We start from the raw sequence: 14,825 nt of genomic DNA on the forward strand, positions 1-14,825 counted from the left end.
TAATATATTATAACTGTCCTATGTAAAAAATAATAGAAGTTAATTTTTAGTCGTTATATGTTCGGATCATAATATGATATAATATTAATAAAAGAAGAAAAATTTTATGGAGGCTTTTATGCGTATATTAAAAATATCCCTTGTAATGATCGCAGTCATGTTTATAAGTACATATACTGCTTTTGCTTCACCTAAGGTCACAGCTGATAAAACAACATTTGATATTTTATCGGGCACATACAAGCTGGACGGAAACGTACATGTTGAAACCGGTAAATTCACTGTTACAGCCGATCATGCACAAGTAAATCTCACATCCTTTGAAGTATGGGCGCAGAGTAATATCAACTGTCTTTACGGAACAAATGAAGAAGGAACGGCTCCCATAAATTTTAGTGGCAATGATCTGTACGGCTCATGGGCTGAAAAGACGATCACAGTGAAAGACGGTACACAGTTTAAATCAGGAGGACTGAGCATAAAGGCTGATAAAACCGTATTTAATTGGGAAACGAAGATCGCAGATTTCTCCGGTAATGTCGAAGTAGTTCAGGACGGTAAAACAAAGAAATACGATCAGATCAAATATAATGTAGCTGAAAACAAATTTTTAAATGATGCTGCCGATTGAGCAGAAGAAAAAATAAGTGCAGCGGTAATTTCAAATTCAGTTTATCCCGGCAGAGCAGTAAAAGCATGCGGGCATAAAAACAGGCATTTTTCAATGCCTGTTTTTTTTACATATTTTTTATCGGTGTTGTGCCGCGGGAAAGAGCAATAGGCCCGGTACGGGCAATTTCCAAAATGTCGTAGCAATTGAGCATGTCAATGAGTGCCGCCAATTTTTCCTGCTCGCCCGTTAGTTCAAGAACAACATTTTCATGGCCGACATCCACGATATGAGCTCTGAATATATTGGCAATATTGACAATGTCTGCACGCACGGCAGGCGTGTCAGCTTTTACCTTGACCATTATGAGTTCTCTGTTTATAGAGGGAAGTTCACTTATATTGACAATTTTTATTACATCTATAAGTTTGGCCATTTGATGGATGACTTTGTTCAGTTCAGTCTCATTGTAGGCATTCACTACAATATTTATGCGGGTAACATCATTCTCTTCAGTATATCCGGCATTTATTGTTTCAATATTGAAAGCACGGCGGCTGATCAGTCCCGATACATGAGTAAGCACGCCCGGTTTATTTTCCGCCAGAATAGCGATTTGATATTTCATAAAATCAGATATCTCCTTCCAAGACCATTTCATCAAGACGTTTACCGCCTGGCACCATCGGCAGTACATCCTGAACTTCCGGCACAACAATATCGATGAGTACGGGACCGTGTTCACTGAAGATTTTTTCCAGGCCTGTTTTCAGATCTTCCTTTTTTTCAATACGGTAACCTTTAATGCCCATTGCCTGCGCTATTTTTACGATATCGGCTTTGCTTTTGAAAAGAGAATGTGAATATCTTTTACCGTAGAACATACGCTGCCACTGTGTAACCATGCCCAGTACCGAATTATGGATAACAATTATTTTTATATCTATAGCATAATCGGCCAGTGTCGCCATTTCCTGGCAGTTCATCATGATGCTGCCGTCACCTGAAAATAGCAGCACCTTTTTTTGAGGCATGCCGAGCTTTGCCCCCATGGCAGCAGGCAAACCATAACCCATGGTGCCCAAACCGCCCGAGGTTATAAAATTACGGGGACCGTAAATTTTAAAAAATTGTGCGGTCCACATTTGATGCTGTCCGACATCGGTAACGGCGACAGTATCGGGACCGGACATGTCTGAAATTTTGCTGATTGCCTCTTGGGCAAGAATATGTGTCTTGTCCTCCTTATAGGTAAAAGGATTTTCCTTCTGCATCTTTATAGTGTATTCGTACCATTCTTTGCAATTGCTTTTTATAGATGAAACATACGGCGCGGTTTTTTCCAAGAATAACGGAAGAGACCATTGGAGATCGCCGATTACACTCAGTTCAGTTTTTATATTTTTATTTATTTCCGCATGATCTATATCAAAATGAATTATAGCGGCATTTGGTGCGAATTGATTTACAATACCAGTGACTCTGTCATCAAAACGTACACCAATGCCGATCAGTAAATCGCACTCCATAATAGCTATGTTCGATGCATAGGATCCATGCATGCCCGCCATGCCAAGATATCCGTCACTGTCCGGATCGGCGCAGCCGAGTCCCATCAATGTGCTGGTCACAGGGATATGCATGCTGCTGGCAAACTTACGCAAAAATTTGTGAGTGTCTGATGAAATAACACCTCCGCCTGTAAAGATAACAGGTTTTTTTGCTTTCTGCAAAGCAGTGACGACGCTGTCAATCGTTTTTTCGTCGCCGATATTGATCCCGCTGTAGCCGCGTAAGTTTACACTGTCGGGATATTCATAATCAAATTCGGCAGCAAATGCATCCTTGGCTATATCTATCACTACCGGTCCGGGACGCCCTGTTCCGGCTATGAAAAAAGCCTCTTTAAGCACACGCGGCAGATCTTCTGCATAGCGGACAAGGTAATTGTGTTTGGTGATAGGCGAGGTTATACCGCATACGTCGGCTTCCTGAAAGGAATCCTTGCCGATGAATGGGGTCGCTACCTGTCCCGTTATGCAGACAAGAGGTATAGAATCAATATTAGCTGTGGCTATACCTGTTATCAAATTAGTGGCACCGGGACCGGAAGTAGCGACGCAAACGCCTACCTTGCCCGTGGCCCTGGCATAACCGTCGGCAGCATGTACTGCACCCTGTTCGTGTCTTGTTAATATATGGGGAAATTTTGTTTTATAGATTTCGTCATATAAGGTAAGCACAGCACCTCCGGGATAGCCGAAGATCAATTCAACACCTTCGTTTTTCAGGCTCTCAATAACGGCTCTAGCTCCGTTTATATGCACAACAATTCCTCCTCTGAGTAAGAAAAATCCGCAGGCACAAAAAAAGCGGTAAGGCAGACTGTTCAGTCTGCCCCGCCGCCCTTGATCGCATCATAGGATTTATTAATTTTCCTTTTTATCCAGCCATGACATCATTTTGCGAAGTTTTCCGCCGACTTCTTCAATCTGATGTTCGGCATGTCTGCGGCGCATTGCATAGAATTGAGCGCGTCCTGCCTTGTTTTCAGTGAGCCATTTTGTCGCAAAACTGCCATCTTGAATATCGGTAAGGATATTTTCCATTTCTTTTTTTGTTTTGTCCGTGACTAAACGGGGACCTGCGGTGTAATCGCCGTATTCAGCCGTATCGCTTATAGAATGACGCATTTTTGCCATGCCGCCTTCATACATAAGATCAACAATAAGCTTCATTTCATGGAAACATTCAAAATAAGCAATTTCAGGCTGATAACCCGCTTTGACAAGTGTTTCAAAACCCGCGGTAATGAGATGGGTAATACCGCCGCAAAGAACAGCTTGCTCGCCAAAGAGGTCTGTTTCAGTTTCTTCCTGGAAAGTCGTCTTAATGACTCCGGAACGGGTACCGCCGATGCCGCGGGCATAGGCAAGTGCTATATCCCAGGCTTTGCCGCTGGCATCCTGATATACTGCGAAAATATCGGGAACACCGCCGCCTTCCGCAAAGGTGCGGCGTACAAGGTGACCGGGACCCTTCGGTGCGACCATGAAAACATCAATGTCCTCCGGCGGCTGTATCTGTTGAAAATGTATATTGAAGCCATGCGCAAATGCAAGCGCACTGCCTGCTTTCAGATTGGGAGCAATTTCCGTTTTATATATTTTAGCTTGTATTTCGTCAGGAATTAGAATCATGGTAATGTCCGCATCTTTTACTGCATCGGCGACCTCTGCGACCTTTAGGCCGGCATCCTTTGCTTTTTGTGCGGATTTGCTGCCTGCATAAAGACCTACAGTGACATCAATACCACTTTCCTTCAAATTTAGGGCATGCGCATGACCCTGGCTGCCATAACCAATAATAGCGACCTTCTTGCCACTTATCGCATCCCAATTAACATCCTGATCGTAATAAACTTTTGCCATAAATAAAACATCTCCCCAAAATTCCAACCGGTAAAATAAATACCGATTATTAGATTTACAAAGTTACAAAAGAACATTGTATACATGATACACTTTGACAATAATTTTGTCAATAGAATTTAGCTAAAAAATTTACAGTTTGACACATGCTAAAAATTTACGAAGGTGTTAATTCCGCTGACTGTATTTGCCATCGGTTCGACAAAGGCCTTGCCGGCATTGACAATTATAGCCTGCGGTTCATTAAGCGCAAGCGCATTGCTGAAGGCTTCGACAAATTCATCCATACTGTGTACATCATAAGTTCTGATGCCGAAACTTTCCGTGTATTTAACGTAATTCATTTTGTATTCAAAATTACAGGAAAAATATCTTGCACCATAATACACTTTCTGCAGCTGACGTATCATGCCAAGCGATTCATTGTTTATGATGATCGATATTATGGGCAGACGCAGAGCGGCAATAGTATAGTATTCACTGCCAGTCATTTTTATACCGCCGTCTCCGGCGATATGGATGACTCTTTTTTTATTTTTGTAATAAAGCTGAATGCCAAGTGCAGCGGGCAGACCGAAGCCCATAGTGCCTAACCCGCCTGAAGTGAACCACGTGCGCGGCGTACGGCGTCTGATATGCTGGGCAGCCCACATTTGATGCTGACCGACATCCGTTACGACGGCATAGTCTCCTTTGTTGATTGTTTGCGAAATATGATGCATTATATTGGGCACATCGTATTTTCCGGTGTATTCATATGCAAATTTTTCTTTGTGCTTTTTCAGCGTTTTCCACCATGCATCAGGATTATTTACGGCTTCCCGCTGCATCAAAAGATTCAGTATCGTTTTCATGTCACCGGACAGACCGATGCTGCTGTGAACATTTTTGTCTATTTCGGCAGGATCGATATCTATATGAATAAAATGTTTTTCATATATGTAATGGGCTATATTGCCGGTCTGCCTGTCACCGAAGCGGCTGCCGACAGCTATTACCAGATCGGCTTCGGCAACAGTGTAATTTGCGGACTTCCGTCCGTGCAGTCCGGCAAACCCCATATAAAGAGGATGATCATTGGGAAAAGCGCCTATCCCCATAAGGGTGGACACGACAGGAAGCTTATATTTTTCAGCAAAGGCAATGAGCTCTTTGTGGGCCCGGCCCAGAACTACGCCGCCGCCTGCTATGATCACCGGCCGTTCGGCTTTTAAGATCTCGTCTATGGCTTCGGCTGCGCAGATGATAAAATCGGCATCCGGTTTGGCAGCTTTATTTTCTGTAGTATTTTCCGGATAAGCGATATCAGCATAAAAAAAATCTTTCGGAATATCTATGAGTACGGGACCCTGACGGCCGCTGAGTGCGAGTGCAAAGGCTTTCCTCAGAAGCGGGATAAGCTCTTTTGCGCTTTGGAGTTTAAAATTATGCTTTGTTATAGGCATGGTAATGCCGAAGATATCGGTTTCCTGAAAGGAATCCCTGCCCAGCAGATTGCTGTCCACCTGTCCCGTTATAATTACCATAGGAACAGAGTCCATAAAAGCAGTAGCTATCCCTGTCACAAGATTTGTCGCACCGGGGCCTGATGTGGCGATGCATACACCGGCTTTGCCGCTGGCACGGGCATAGCCGTCGGCTGCGTGTGCGGATGATTGTTCATGTGTGGTCAAAATAAAATCGATGCTGCTGTCTTTGCCGAGAGCGTCAAAAAGAGGCAGAATCATTCCGCCCGGATAGCCAAAAATTGTGTTTACTCTCTGCTCTTTAAGACATTTGATAACTGCCTGTGATCCTTCCATATTTTTACCTCGATGTAAATTCGCTGTCAAAGCATATTTTTGCCGTAGAAACCCGGTTTCTCTTTATAGCTTGTGATCGTTTGTTCTCCTCTTTCCAGAGCGATCTGGCCGGTCCGTATTATTTCTAAGATGCCATAAGGTTCTAACAGCCGCGTGAATGCGACTACCTTTTCATCCTGTCCGGTAATTTCAAAAATAAGTGTCGTTGCCTGTACATCAACCACGCGTGCACGGAAAAGTTCGGCAATTTTTAAGATGTCCAGTCTATTGCTCTCGGACGATTTTATTTTTATCAGGGTCATACCGCGATATACGGCATCTTCCGGATTATGCAGCTGAACAGCAGCAACATCCGGTATTTTACTCAGCTGCTTTATCAGCTGATCGACTATATGTGTTTCCCCGCTGAAAAAAATAGTTATCCGCGAATATTCCGGTGACTGGGTTATCCCCACAGAAAGGCTGTCAATGTTAAAAGATCTGCGGGAAAACATGCCAACGACACGCAGCAATACTCCCGGCTGATTATTGACAAGAACAGAAAGCGCATGCTTCATGAATCACATCCCCTTTTATGAATCTGACAATACTAGGCATATTATTCCGTGAATATGCTTATATATTAATATATGATTTTACATTAATTTTTGATGAAAATCCAGATAAAAGTAAATAAATTTAATATTTTTGTTTATAAATGGAGTGAAAATCATGGGAGACTGTTTTGCAGACCGAAGCAAGAGCTTATTTTTGAGCAAGAATGAACACTGTACCAACAATCAACACACTGCCGATAATTTCCGGCAGACTGAAGGCAACGTTCATGAAAATCACCGAAAGGGCAACTGAGGCAAATGGTTCAATGGAAGCCATGGTGCCTACCTCGGTGGGATAAAGATATTTTGTACTTTCTATATAGGACCAAAAAGCTATTACGGTACCGCAGATAATTACAAAAAGCAGTGCCAGCGCCGCGCCGAAATCAAATATACCTTTGAAGGAAAAAGGTGATTGGAAGAATGACAGCAGCAAACCACCGCAAAGCATTCCCCAGCCGACAACAAGGGAAGAATGATGCTTGGTAAGCATAGCTCTCGGCTGCAATGTATATAAAGCGGCGGCCAGCGATGACATCAGTCCCCAGAATAATGCGGTATGGGAAATAGCCAGGCTGCTGAGAGAACCCTTGGCGGTCAGAAGAAAAGTTCCTGCCACAGCCATCAGGATGCACAGGCACTCCCGCGGCATCGGCCGGCGTTTTTCCGTGAGCAGTATATATATAAGAATGACTACGGGCATGAGATACTGAAGAATGGTCGCCGTTGCGGCATTACTGTGTAAAATGGTGAAAATAAAAGTAAATTGAGTGCCAAGCATGCCGAAGGCGCTGAAAATAATTATATCGCGGATGCTTTTGCCATTCCATATGGACAATGTCCTGCCGTGGCAGATGATTTTGTCTGCAATCAGCAAAATAGCACCGGCACATATCAATCTGATACAGGTCAGCCATACTGCATCAAACATTTTGTCATGCAGCAGATATTGGATCACTACTCCTGTTGCTCCCCAAAGAGCGGTTCCCAGCATGATCAGCAGGAACCCTTTTAAACGACTGCTCATTAAGCTATTATTCTCCTTTTGCGATTCCAAAATAAATACTCTATCATTTTAATTCATATACGTTGAATATTTCAAGTATTGATGGATCACGGTTATGATTTTTCGCAAGTACGGCGGCCGTAGCAATAAGACTGGGCAAATTTCCTGCTGTATAATATAGAATCTGCCGGCAAAGATGTTTGACAAAACTATTTAATCGGCATACAATAATCGTACACAATTGAATATGAAAACAAGGGAGCCTATGCAATAGGCTGAGAAAGGGCTGTGAGCACCTGACCTTTGACCTGATCGGGATAATGCCTGCGTAGGGAGTTTTGTTTTGAACGCATAACGTCTATCCTGATCAGGGTGGACGTTTTATTTTTTTTTGAGGTGATGAAAGTGCAGATTGTTATCAATGGAAAAAAAAGGCAGCTTGCCGAGAACATTTCGCTCCAGACAGTAATGGATGAAAATTTAGCAGCCGGCGGACGAGCCGTTGCTGAGTTGAATGAGCGGATAATCGACAAACAGGCATGGAATGAAACAATGCTGAAGGAAAATGATGTATTGGAAATAGTGGCATTTATGGGAGGCGGTTCTAAATGACGGTCAGTGAAAATGATTATTTGGAAATTGGCGGAAAAATTTTAACAAGCAGATTCTTTATCGGTACAGGTAAATTTGCCGACAACAAAAAAATGCCGGAGGTCATCCACGCAGGAAAAGCTTCTGTGGTGACGGTAGCTTTAAGGCGTGCTGATCTGAAATCGACCGAAGAGAATATTCTTGATCATATTCCGCAGGATGTTGTTCTCATGCCGAATACATCGGGGGCAAGAACTGCGGAAGAAGCAATAAGGATTGCGCATTTGTCAAAAGCGATGGGCTGCGGCAGCTGGATCAAAATAGAAGTTATTTCTGATAATCGTTATCTTTTGCCCGACAATCAGGAAACACTGAAAGCCACGGAAATTTTGGCAGCCGAGGGGTTTACCGTACTGCCGTATATAAGTCCTGAATTGATGGACGCGAAAAGGCTGGTGGATGCCGGAGCTGCGGCAGTGATGCCTTTTGCCGCACCCATAGGTTCCAACAGAGGACTCAGAACAAAGGAACTTGTCCAGATATTGATTGATGAAATAGATGCGCCTATCATCGTGGACGCGGGGATAGGCAGACCATCCGAAGCAGCCGAATGTATGGAAATGGGAGCCGCGGCTGTTTTGGTGAATACGGCTGTTGCCACAGCCGGCTCGCCTGTGAAGATGGCTGAAGCTTTTTCACAGGCAATAATAGCCGGAAGAACGGCATTTCTGGCCGGGACGGGCCGAATACTTGCAGCGGGGGCAAGCAGTGCTTCCTCACCGCTTACCGGTTTTTTGCGCAGGGAGGAAGTATAATATGTCTGCCGAAACTTATCTGCAGGAAAAACAGCAGTATAATGACCTGAACTTCACAGATTTTCTCAATAAGGTAACAGAGGAAGACGTATTGCAGGTCCTGACAAAGAACAGAATCAGCCGCATGGATTTTTTGAGGCTGCTTTCGCCTGCCGCCCAAAAACATCTGGAGGATATGGCGCAGCGTTCCCGCCGCGATACGATAAGAAACTTCGGGTATACTATGCAGCTGTTTACGCCGATGTATATAGCCGACTATTGTGATAACTTGTGTGTATACTGCGGTTTTAATCACAATAATAAGATAAGCCGCCGCTGCCTTACAATGGATGAGATCGCAAAAGAAGCGGAGAATATAACACAGACAGGACTCCGGAATATTTTGGTATTGACCGGTGAATCGCAAAAATACAGCCCGGTTGATTATATTCTGGAAGCGGTGGAAGTCCTCAGAAAATATTTTGACAGTGTAGCCATTGAAGTTTATTCTTTTTCGGAAAAGGATTATATTCGTGCTGCGGATACGGGCGTGGACGGAATGACAATGTTTCAGGAATGTTATGATAAAGACATATATGAGACACTCCACCCGGGCGGACCGAAAGCCGATTATGAATATCGGCTGGATGCGCCGGAGCGCGCCTGCCGTGCGGGTATCCGCAATGTGAATATAGGGGCGCTTCTGGGGCTTAATGAATGGCACGAAGAAGCGTTCTTTACGGGTGTTCATGCTGATTATCTGCAGCATAAATATAAGGATACGGAAATAGCTGTTTCTACGCCGAGGATGCGCCCGTGTTCAGCTGGCTATGCGCCGCGTTCTATAGTAAATGATATTGAACTCGTACAGTATATAACGGCGCTGCGGATTTTTTTGCCGCGGGCAGGAATTACTCTGTCAACAAGGGAAAAACCAAGAATGCGTGACCATTTGGTGAAAATGGGAATTACTAAAATATCCGGCGGCGTAACGGTCGCGGTCGGAGGCCATACAAAGGGAGAAGACGACGGACAATTTGAAATATCCGATCAGCGGTCTGTCCCGCAAATGGCGCAAATGCTTTATGCTCAGGGATATCAGCCCGTGTATAAAGATTGGCAGACACTTATTTGAAGAATAGACGATTAATGATAAATATTTGCAGGAATATCCCCGCCATACGCGAAATAGTTATACGATGTATGTTGGAACATTCATCGCATAATGTACTCACACAGGAGGATATTTATGAATCTAAGAGCAGGCATGGAATCTTTTTTCAACACAGGAATTTACGGGATAACTGCTGAAAAAGTGTCAAACGGGCGTGACAATATTGAAGTGGTCCGCGAAATGCTTGAAGGAGGCATCAAATTTATCCAGTATCGTGAAAAAGAAAAGGATGCCCTTTCTCGTTACGAAGAATGTCTTATTTTGCGTGATATGGTAAAACAGGCAGGCGGAGTTTTTATCATTGACGACTTTATAGATTTAGCCATAGCGGTTAATGCCGACGGTGTTCATATCGGGCAGGCTGATCTGCCTGTACATGTTGTGCGCAAGATGCTCGGCAGCGATAAATTGATCGGCTTGTCAACGCATAGCGCGGAAGAGCTGGAACGAGCCAATGAGTTAAAGAAATATATTGATTATATAGGCGTCGGTCCCATACATGCCACACCTACCAAAAAGGATGCTGTACCTGTGGGTATTGACTATCTTTCGTACGCTGCAAAAAATGCACAGATGCCTTTTGTTGCCATAGGCGGCATAAAAGAGCATAATATTGATGAAGTCATCAGCGCGGGGGCAAAAACGGTAGCTGTGGTGAGCGACGTTGTCGGAGCCGAAAACATAAAAAGAAAAGTGGAAAAACTGCGGGAAAAAATGTTTTCCGGTATTCACTGAGGCTATATATTTTTTTAAATAAGGACGGATCGCCGATGTTTCGGCGATCCGTCTTTTCCTGTGACAAACTGTCGGATTTATAGTATATAATGGATAAGATGCAGGCAAATTTAACAATCGTACAATGAATATAAGATATTACGCATACGGGAGGACATGCTTATGAAATCAGCCGTAACTATAGAAAACATTGATATCGGTTATGGCAGGCATATTATATTGAATAATATAAACGCTGAAATAACGGCCGGACAATTTGTCGGCATTATCGGCTGCAATGGTTCGGGGAAAAGCACTCTGCTAAAAGCACTGAGAGGGCTTCAGCCTTTGAATAAAGGCAGAATCTCATATTTTGGCAGGGACATAAGGGCGCTGACAGCAAAACAGACTGCCCGTATGGCAGCCTATATGCAGCAAAATATAAATTTACAATTCAATTATACAGGCAGGGATATCGTCTCAGCCGGACGATATCCGTATTTGGAGTGGTGGCAGAAAGAAAGCAGGGCAGATGAAGAATTGGTACAGGCCTGCTTGGAATATACGGGGACGAAGGATCTGCAGAATATACCTGTCAACGAAATTTCAGGCGGACAGAGACAGCGGATTTTTCTGGCAAAAGTTCTTGCACAAAAAACACCGCTTATTTTCATGGATGAACCGACAGCCGGATTGGATATGGTTTACCAGGAAGAAACATTTCGCTTTACAAGAGAGCTGGCACAAAATGGTAAAACGGTGTTCATGGTGGTTCATGAATTGAATCTGGCAGCCAGATATTGTGACAGGATAATGCTGCTGGGAGAAGGCAGGCTGCTTGACTATGGAGCACCTCAACATATTTTTACGGAAAATATGTTGTCCAGGGCGTATAATACCGAGGTACAGATAGTGGAAAATCCGCTAACAGGCAGCTTGGAAATAACCGCGAAAGAGAACAGCCTTATCAGCAGAAAGGGAAAGGCACTCCTGAAAAAAATTTGCTGAATAAACAGGTATTTTGTTTTTGCCGCTGATGGTGTTGACTGTATACAAGCTATATGCTTTATAATGGCTCTGTGATTATTATGAAAAATTTATTAAATTATTGTGCTATTAAATGGTATGAAAATGATTTGGCGGCAAGAAATATCAGACTGGAAGAATATTTGAGGCGATATGGGCTGGACGGAATAGAACAATTGATATATGGCACACATATTCCTATTCCTGATTACAGTAAAAGCACTGTCGGTGTGCATCTGGCATATTGGCCATATTGGCTCGATTTTTGGCGGGGCAATATAACCGTAGTAGAGGGACAATTCAAAAATAAGCAGGAAAAGCTTCGTTATTTTGGCGGAGCAGTAAATAAGAGTGAATGGCTGTCTGTGATAAGGAAAAATATAAAGATCGCATTGCGGCAAAGTCCTGAATATCTGGTGTGGCATGTGGCGGAATGCCGCCCGGCGGAAATGTACACCTTTTCATTCAGCTATAATGATGATGAAGTGCTGGAGGCGGCAGCGGAGGTTTTTAACTGTATAGACGAGTGTATTCCCGATGATGTTTCAGTGTTCTTTGAGAATTTGTGGTGGCCGGGTTTGAGACTGCTTGACAAAAAATCGGTATGCAGGTTTTTTTCCTTGATAAAGAAAAAAAATGTGGGAATCATGCTTGATACGGGCCATTTGCTGAATACTGACAGCAAAATTGAAAATGAAAAACAGGCAGTCGAATATATAGCAAGCAGAATTTCGGCATTGGGCGCGGAAGCAGGCCGTATCAAAGGGGTGCACTTGAATTGTTCACTTTCAGGGAAATATCAGCAATCCTTCGGGCACTGCGCACCGCAATGCATGGATCCGCATATATTGCTGAAACACGTAGTGGCAATAGATCAGCATATGCCTTTTACGCATACAGGCATAAAAAGAATATTGAAAATGATAAAGCCGGATTATCTTGTCCATGAGCTTAATTATAAAAATTTTTCTCAATTGGATATACTTTTGGCAAAGCAGCTGACGGCATGCGGGCTTTTAGGCAGCGGTGAAAAATATTCAGGTTAAGGGTGGAAAAAATGACAAATTTGCGAAGGCTGTTTTGCGGCACTGTGGTACTGGCGTTGTGCGTTTTTTTGATTATGGGCTGCGGTGTGAAAGAAGCGGAACATAATGGCGGGTCAGCATATTCGGTGACGGACAGCCGGGGCATGAAAGTGGACTTCGAGCAGAAACCGCAGAAAATTGTTACACTTTCGATGAGTACGGATGAAATTGTATTAGGCTTAGTGAGACCGGATAAACTTGCCGCGGTGAATTATCTTTTGGATGATCCGGTAAGTTCTGCCATTCCGGATCTGGCCAAGAAAATTCCGACAAAGATCAAGAATCCTTCGGCAGAAGAAATTTTTGCTATGAAACCTGATTTGGTCATAATCCCCGATTGGAATAATATTGAAATAGCTGATAGTCTCAGGGATCTTGGTCTAAAAGTCGTTGTGGTCCCCGGTGCAAAAAATATCGGGGAAGTGAAGGTCTCCGTACAGCTCATTGCGGATGCTTTGGGAGAACATGAGAAGGGAACAGAACTCATAGCTCTAATGGATGAAAAGATCAACGAAATAGAGAGCAAGGTTATTAAAATACCGCAGGAGGACAGGAAAAAAGTGGCTATTCTTTCCCTTATGCCGGGATACGGCGGCATAGGGTCTTCCTTTGATGATATATGCAAATATGCAGGGGTCGTGAATGGAATGGCTGATGAGGGACTGCATAATGGACAGCCCGTCAGCAAAGAAGAGCTGATAAAAATCAATCCGGATATTTTGTTTTTGCCGGCATATGCTGACCATAATTCGGTTGATGCGAATGTGCGCAACGAAAAATATCTTGATGATCCGGCTCTGCAGGGGATAAATGCCATCAAAGAAAATAATCTTGTATATCCGCGGGAGAGTTATATTTATTCGGTATCGCAAAATATTGTTTTTGGTATACAGGAAATTGACCGCTGTGTTTATGGCAGTGTCTTTGACTTTCCGGATAAAGCGCATTTGTCTGTTTCAGAGGAAGAGAGCAAATAAAAATATATACAGCAAATGCAAAAAAACTGCCGACTAGGCAGTTTTTTTTGTGTGCTTAACACGAACGATTACTCTGTTTACATAATTATCAATATCGGAGGTGACCCAGTGATTTTCCAGAGGAGATACGAAAATATCTCCCACAGGCTCAAGCTCGTTGACCCGCATAAATTTTTGCAGTAATTTTATTATTTCGTCAGTTTTTTTATAATATGATCCCTTAAATGACAACTTGAGATAAAGACCGGCAGGCCGCAGATATGTATTGGGTTTTGCTGTCCTGGAGTCATTGTCATAAACAGAATAAAAAGAAATGGCTTTCTGCGGATTGCCCTTGAAAAATTCATCGCGGTCGATGACCCAGCCAACATTTTTTTTGCTGAATTGTTTACAGGAAAATACATCGTAAACATGACGGGCAATTATTTTGATCAAATCCTTGCCTTTGATATGTCTGTCTATGCCGGTGAGACACAGAAGCCTGACAGGCTCATATGTCAGCAATACCTGATCAAGAATTGCCGTCTGCATCTGCAGTGTGTTTTCCATGACCAGGGTGAGGCTCTGATGAACTTTTTCCAGTTTGCTGATTGCAAAAAGACATTTTTCGTCCTGCTTTTTAAGCAGCTTTATAAAGGCGGAAGGCGATTTGGCAGTCAGATATTCCTTGATGGTGGCTATTGGTATATCAAGCTTACGCAGATTGAGGATTATTTCCAAAGTCAGATATTGCTCTATGGCATAATGCCTGTAGCCGTTGCTGCTTATAAATTCAGGCTTTAAAAGACCTATCCTGTCATAATACAGAAGTGTCTGTTTAGGTATTTTGTAAAGTGCTGCCAATTCGCCGCTCGTAAAATAATTATCACATTTTTTATCCATTATTACACCTGTTAATTATAAATATAGCATATTGATCGATAACCAGTCAATCGATATACAGGTCATCCGCATATTAAGTTTGTATATTTTTACAAATATGAGGGCAGAGCATATTCGATCCTGATAAATAGCGCTGT

General features: G+C 43.1%; 15 protein-coding genes and 1 riboswitch. Of the genes, 8 read left to right on the forward strand and 7 right to left on the reverse strand.

What is annotated here, in order from left to right; all coding sequences use genetic code 11:
* The first annotated feature begins 118 nt into the window (after positions 1–118).
* Complete coding sequence (locus tag I6758_RS06150) at positions 119–631, forward strand: LptA/OstA family protein (protein ID WP_196604311.1); 513 nt, start codon at positions 119–121, stop codon at positions 629–631.
* Positions 632–737: 106 nt separating this feature from the next.
* Here I6758_RS06150 and ilvN (I6758_RS06155) read toward each other — a convergent pair whose 3' ends face one another.
* The 6 genes from ilvN (I6758_RS06155) to I6758_RS06180 form a co-directional block, all read right to left on the reverse strand.
* The gene (ilvN, locus tag I6758_RS06155; protein ID WP_196604312.1) at positions 738–1,238 is read right to left on the reverse strand and encodes an acetolactate synthase small subunit; all 501 of its coding nucleotides are present in this window, start codon (positions 1,236–1,238) and stop codon (positions 738–740) included.
* 4 nt (positions 1,239–1,242) lie between these two features.
* Positions 1,243–2,937: a biosynthetic-type acetolactate synthase large subunit gene (gene ilvB, locus I6758_RS06160; protein ID WP_196604313.1), complete on the reverse strand. Its 1,695-nt coding sequence runs from the start codon at positions 2,935–2,937 to the stop codon at positions 1,243–1,245.
* A gap of 102 nt (positions 2,938–3,039) precedes the next feature.
* Positions 3,040–4,041, reverse strand: coding sequence for a ketol-acid reductoisomerase (gene ilvC / locus I6758_RS06165; RefSeq protein ID WP_196604314.1), 1,002 nt, complete (start codon positions 4,039–4,041; stop codon positions 3,040–3,042).
* Between the two features lie 149 nt (positions 4,042–4,190).
* Complete coding sequence (ilvB, locus tag I6758_RS06170) at positions 4,191–5,843, reverse strand: biosynthetic-type acetolactate synthase large subunit (protein ID WP_196604315.1); 1,653 nt, start codon at positions 5,841–5,843, stop codon at positions 4,191–4,193.
* Between the two features lie 26 nt (positions 5,844–5,869).
* Positions 5,870–6,400 carry an acetolactate synthase small subunit gene (gene ilvN / locus I6758_RS06175; RefSeq protein ID WP_196604316.1) on the reverse strand — a complete coding sequence of 177 codons (531 nt, stop codon included), beginning with the start codon at positions 6,398–6,400 and terminating at the stop codon, positions 5,870–5,872.
* Positions 6,401–6,587: 187 nt separating this feature from the next.
* Positions 6,588–7,466, reverse strand: a complete 879-nt coding sequence (locus tag I6758_RS06180) for a DMT family transporter (RefSeq protein WP_196604317.1) — start codon at positions 7,464–7,466, stop codon at positions 6,588–6,590.
* A gap of 224 nt (positions 7,467–7,690) precedes the next feature.
* Positions 7,691–7,797, forward strand: a riboswitch (TPP riboswitch).
* 53 nt (positions 7,798–7,850) lie between these two features.
* Between I6758_RS06180 and thiS the strand changes: the two genes are divergently transcribed.
* The 7 genes from thiS to I6758_RS06215 all read left to right on the forward strand — a co-directional run bounded on the left by thiS (position 7,851) and on the right by I6758_RS06215 (position 13,806).
* The gene (gene thiS / locus I6758_RS06185) at positions 7,851–8,057 is read left to right on the forward strand and encodes a sulfur carrier protein ThiS (protein WP_196604318.1); all 207 of its coding nucleotides are present in this window, start codon (positions 7,851–7,853) and stop codon (positions 8,055–8,057) included.
* Complete coding sequence (locus tag I6758_RS06190) at positions 8,054–8,851, forward strand: thiazole synthase (protein WP_196604319.1); 798 nt, start codon at positions 8,054–8,056, stop codon at positions 8,849–8,851. The genes thiS and I6758_RS06190 overlap by 4 nt, the downstream gene beginning before the upstream one ends.
* Before the next feature lies 1 nt (position 8,852).
* Positions 8,853–9,965 (forward strand): 2-iminoacetate synthase ThiH, encoded by a 1,113-nt coding sequence (gene thiH / locus I6758_RS06195; protein ID WP_196604320.1) that lies wholly within the window; start codon positions 8,853–8,855, stop codon positions 9,963–9,965.
* A gap of 114 nt (positions 9,966–10,079) precedes the next feature.
* Positions 10,080–10,739 (forward strand): thiamine phosphate synthase, encoded by a 660-nt coding sequence (gene thiE / locus I6758_RS06200; RefSeq protein ID WP_196604321.1) that lies wholly within the window; start codon positions 10,080–10,082, stop codon positions 10,737–10,739.
* 162 nt (positions 10,740–10,901) lie between these two features.
* The gene (locus I6758_RS06205) at positions 10,902–11,726 is read left to right on the forward strand and encodes an ABC transporter ATP-binding protein (RefSeq protein WP_196604322.1); all 825 of its coding nucleotides are present in this window, start codon (positions 10,902–10,904) and stop codon (positions 11,724–11,726) included.
* A gap of 80 nt (positions 11,727–11,806) precedes the next feature.
* Positions 11,807–12,790 (forward strand): TIM barrel protein, encoded by a 984-nt coding sequence (locus tag I6758_RS06210; RefSeq protein ID WP_196604323.1) that lies wholly within the window; start codon positions 11,807–11,809, stop codon positions 12,788–12,790.
* A gap of 11 nt (positions 12,791–12,801) precedes the next feature.
* Complete coding sequence (locus I6758_RS06215) at positions 12,802–13,806, forward strand: ABC transporter substrate-binding protein (RefSeq protein ID WP_196604324.1); 1,005 nt, start codon at positions 12,802–12,804, stop codon at positions 13,804–13,806.
* A gap of 33 nt (positions 13,807–13,839) precedes the next feature.
* Here the strand turns inward: I6758_RS06215 and I6758_RS06220 are convergent, their stop codons facing one another.
* Positions 13,840–14,688, reverse strand: coding sequence for a MerR family transcriptional regulator (locus I6758_RS06220; RefSeq protein WP_196604325.1), 849 nt, complete (start codon positions 14,686–14,688; stop codon positions 13,840–13,842).
* Between the last annotated feature and the right edge of the window lie 137 nt (positions 14,689–14,825).

Source organism: Pectinatus haikarae (assembly GCF_015732185.1).
GTDB lineage: Bacteria > Bacillota > Negativicutes > Selenomonadales > Selenomonadaceae > Pectinatus > Pectinatus haikarae.

Coding starts and splice junctions, on each gene's coding strand:
- I6758_RS06220 (WP_196604325.1), bottom strand. CDS start 14,688: ATGGATAAAAAATGTGATAATTATTTTACGAGCGGCGAATTGGCAGCA.
- ilvN (WP_196604316.1), bottom strand. CDS start 6,400: ATGAAGCATGCGCTTTCTGTTCTTGTCAATAATCAGCCGGGAGTATTG.
- ilvB (WP_196604315.1), bottom strand. CDS start 5,843: ATGGAAGGATCACAGGCAGTTATCAAATGTCTTAAAGAGCAGAGAGTA.
- I6758_RS06150 (WP_196604311.1), top strand. CDS start 119: ATGCGTATATTAAAAATATCCCTTGTAATGATCGCAGTCATGTTTATA.
- I6758_RS06180 (WP_196604317.1), bottom strand. CDS start 7,466: ATGAGCAGTCGTTTAAAAGGGTTCCTGCTGATCATGCTGGGAACCGCT.
- I6758_RS06210 (WP_196604323.1), top strand. CDS start 11,807: ATGAAAAATTTATTAAATTATTGTGCTATTAAATGGTATGAAAATGAT.
- thiH (WP_196604320.1), top strand. CDS start 8,853: ATGTCTGCCGAAACTTATCTGCAGGAAAAACAGCAGTATAATGACCTG.
- I6758_RS06215 (WP_196604324.1), top strand. CDS start 12,802: ATGACAAATTTGCGAAGGCTGTTTTGCGGCACTGTGGTACTGGCGTTG.
- thiE (WP_196604321.1), top strand. CDS start 10,080: ATGAATCTAAGAGCAGGCATGGAATCTTTTTTCAACACAGGAATTTAC.
- ilvC (WP_196604314.1), bottom strand. CDS start 4,041: ATGGCAAAAGTTTATTACGATCAGGATGTTAATTGGGATGCGATAAGT.
- I6758_RS06205 (WP_196604322.1), top strand. CDS start 10,902: ATGAAATCAGCCGTAACTATAGAAAACATTGATATCGGTTATGGCAGG.
- I6758_RS06190 (WP_196604319.1), top strand. CDS start 8,054: ATGACGGTCAGTGAAAATGATTATTTGGAAATTGGCGGAAAAATTTTA.
- ilvN (WP_196604312.1), bottom strand. CDS start 1,238: ATGAAATATCAAATCGCTATTCTGGCGGAAAATAAACCGGGCGTGCTT.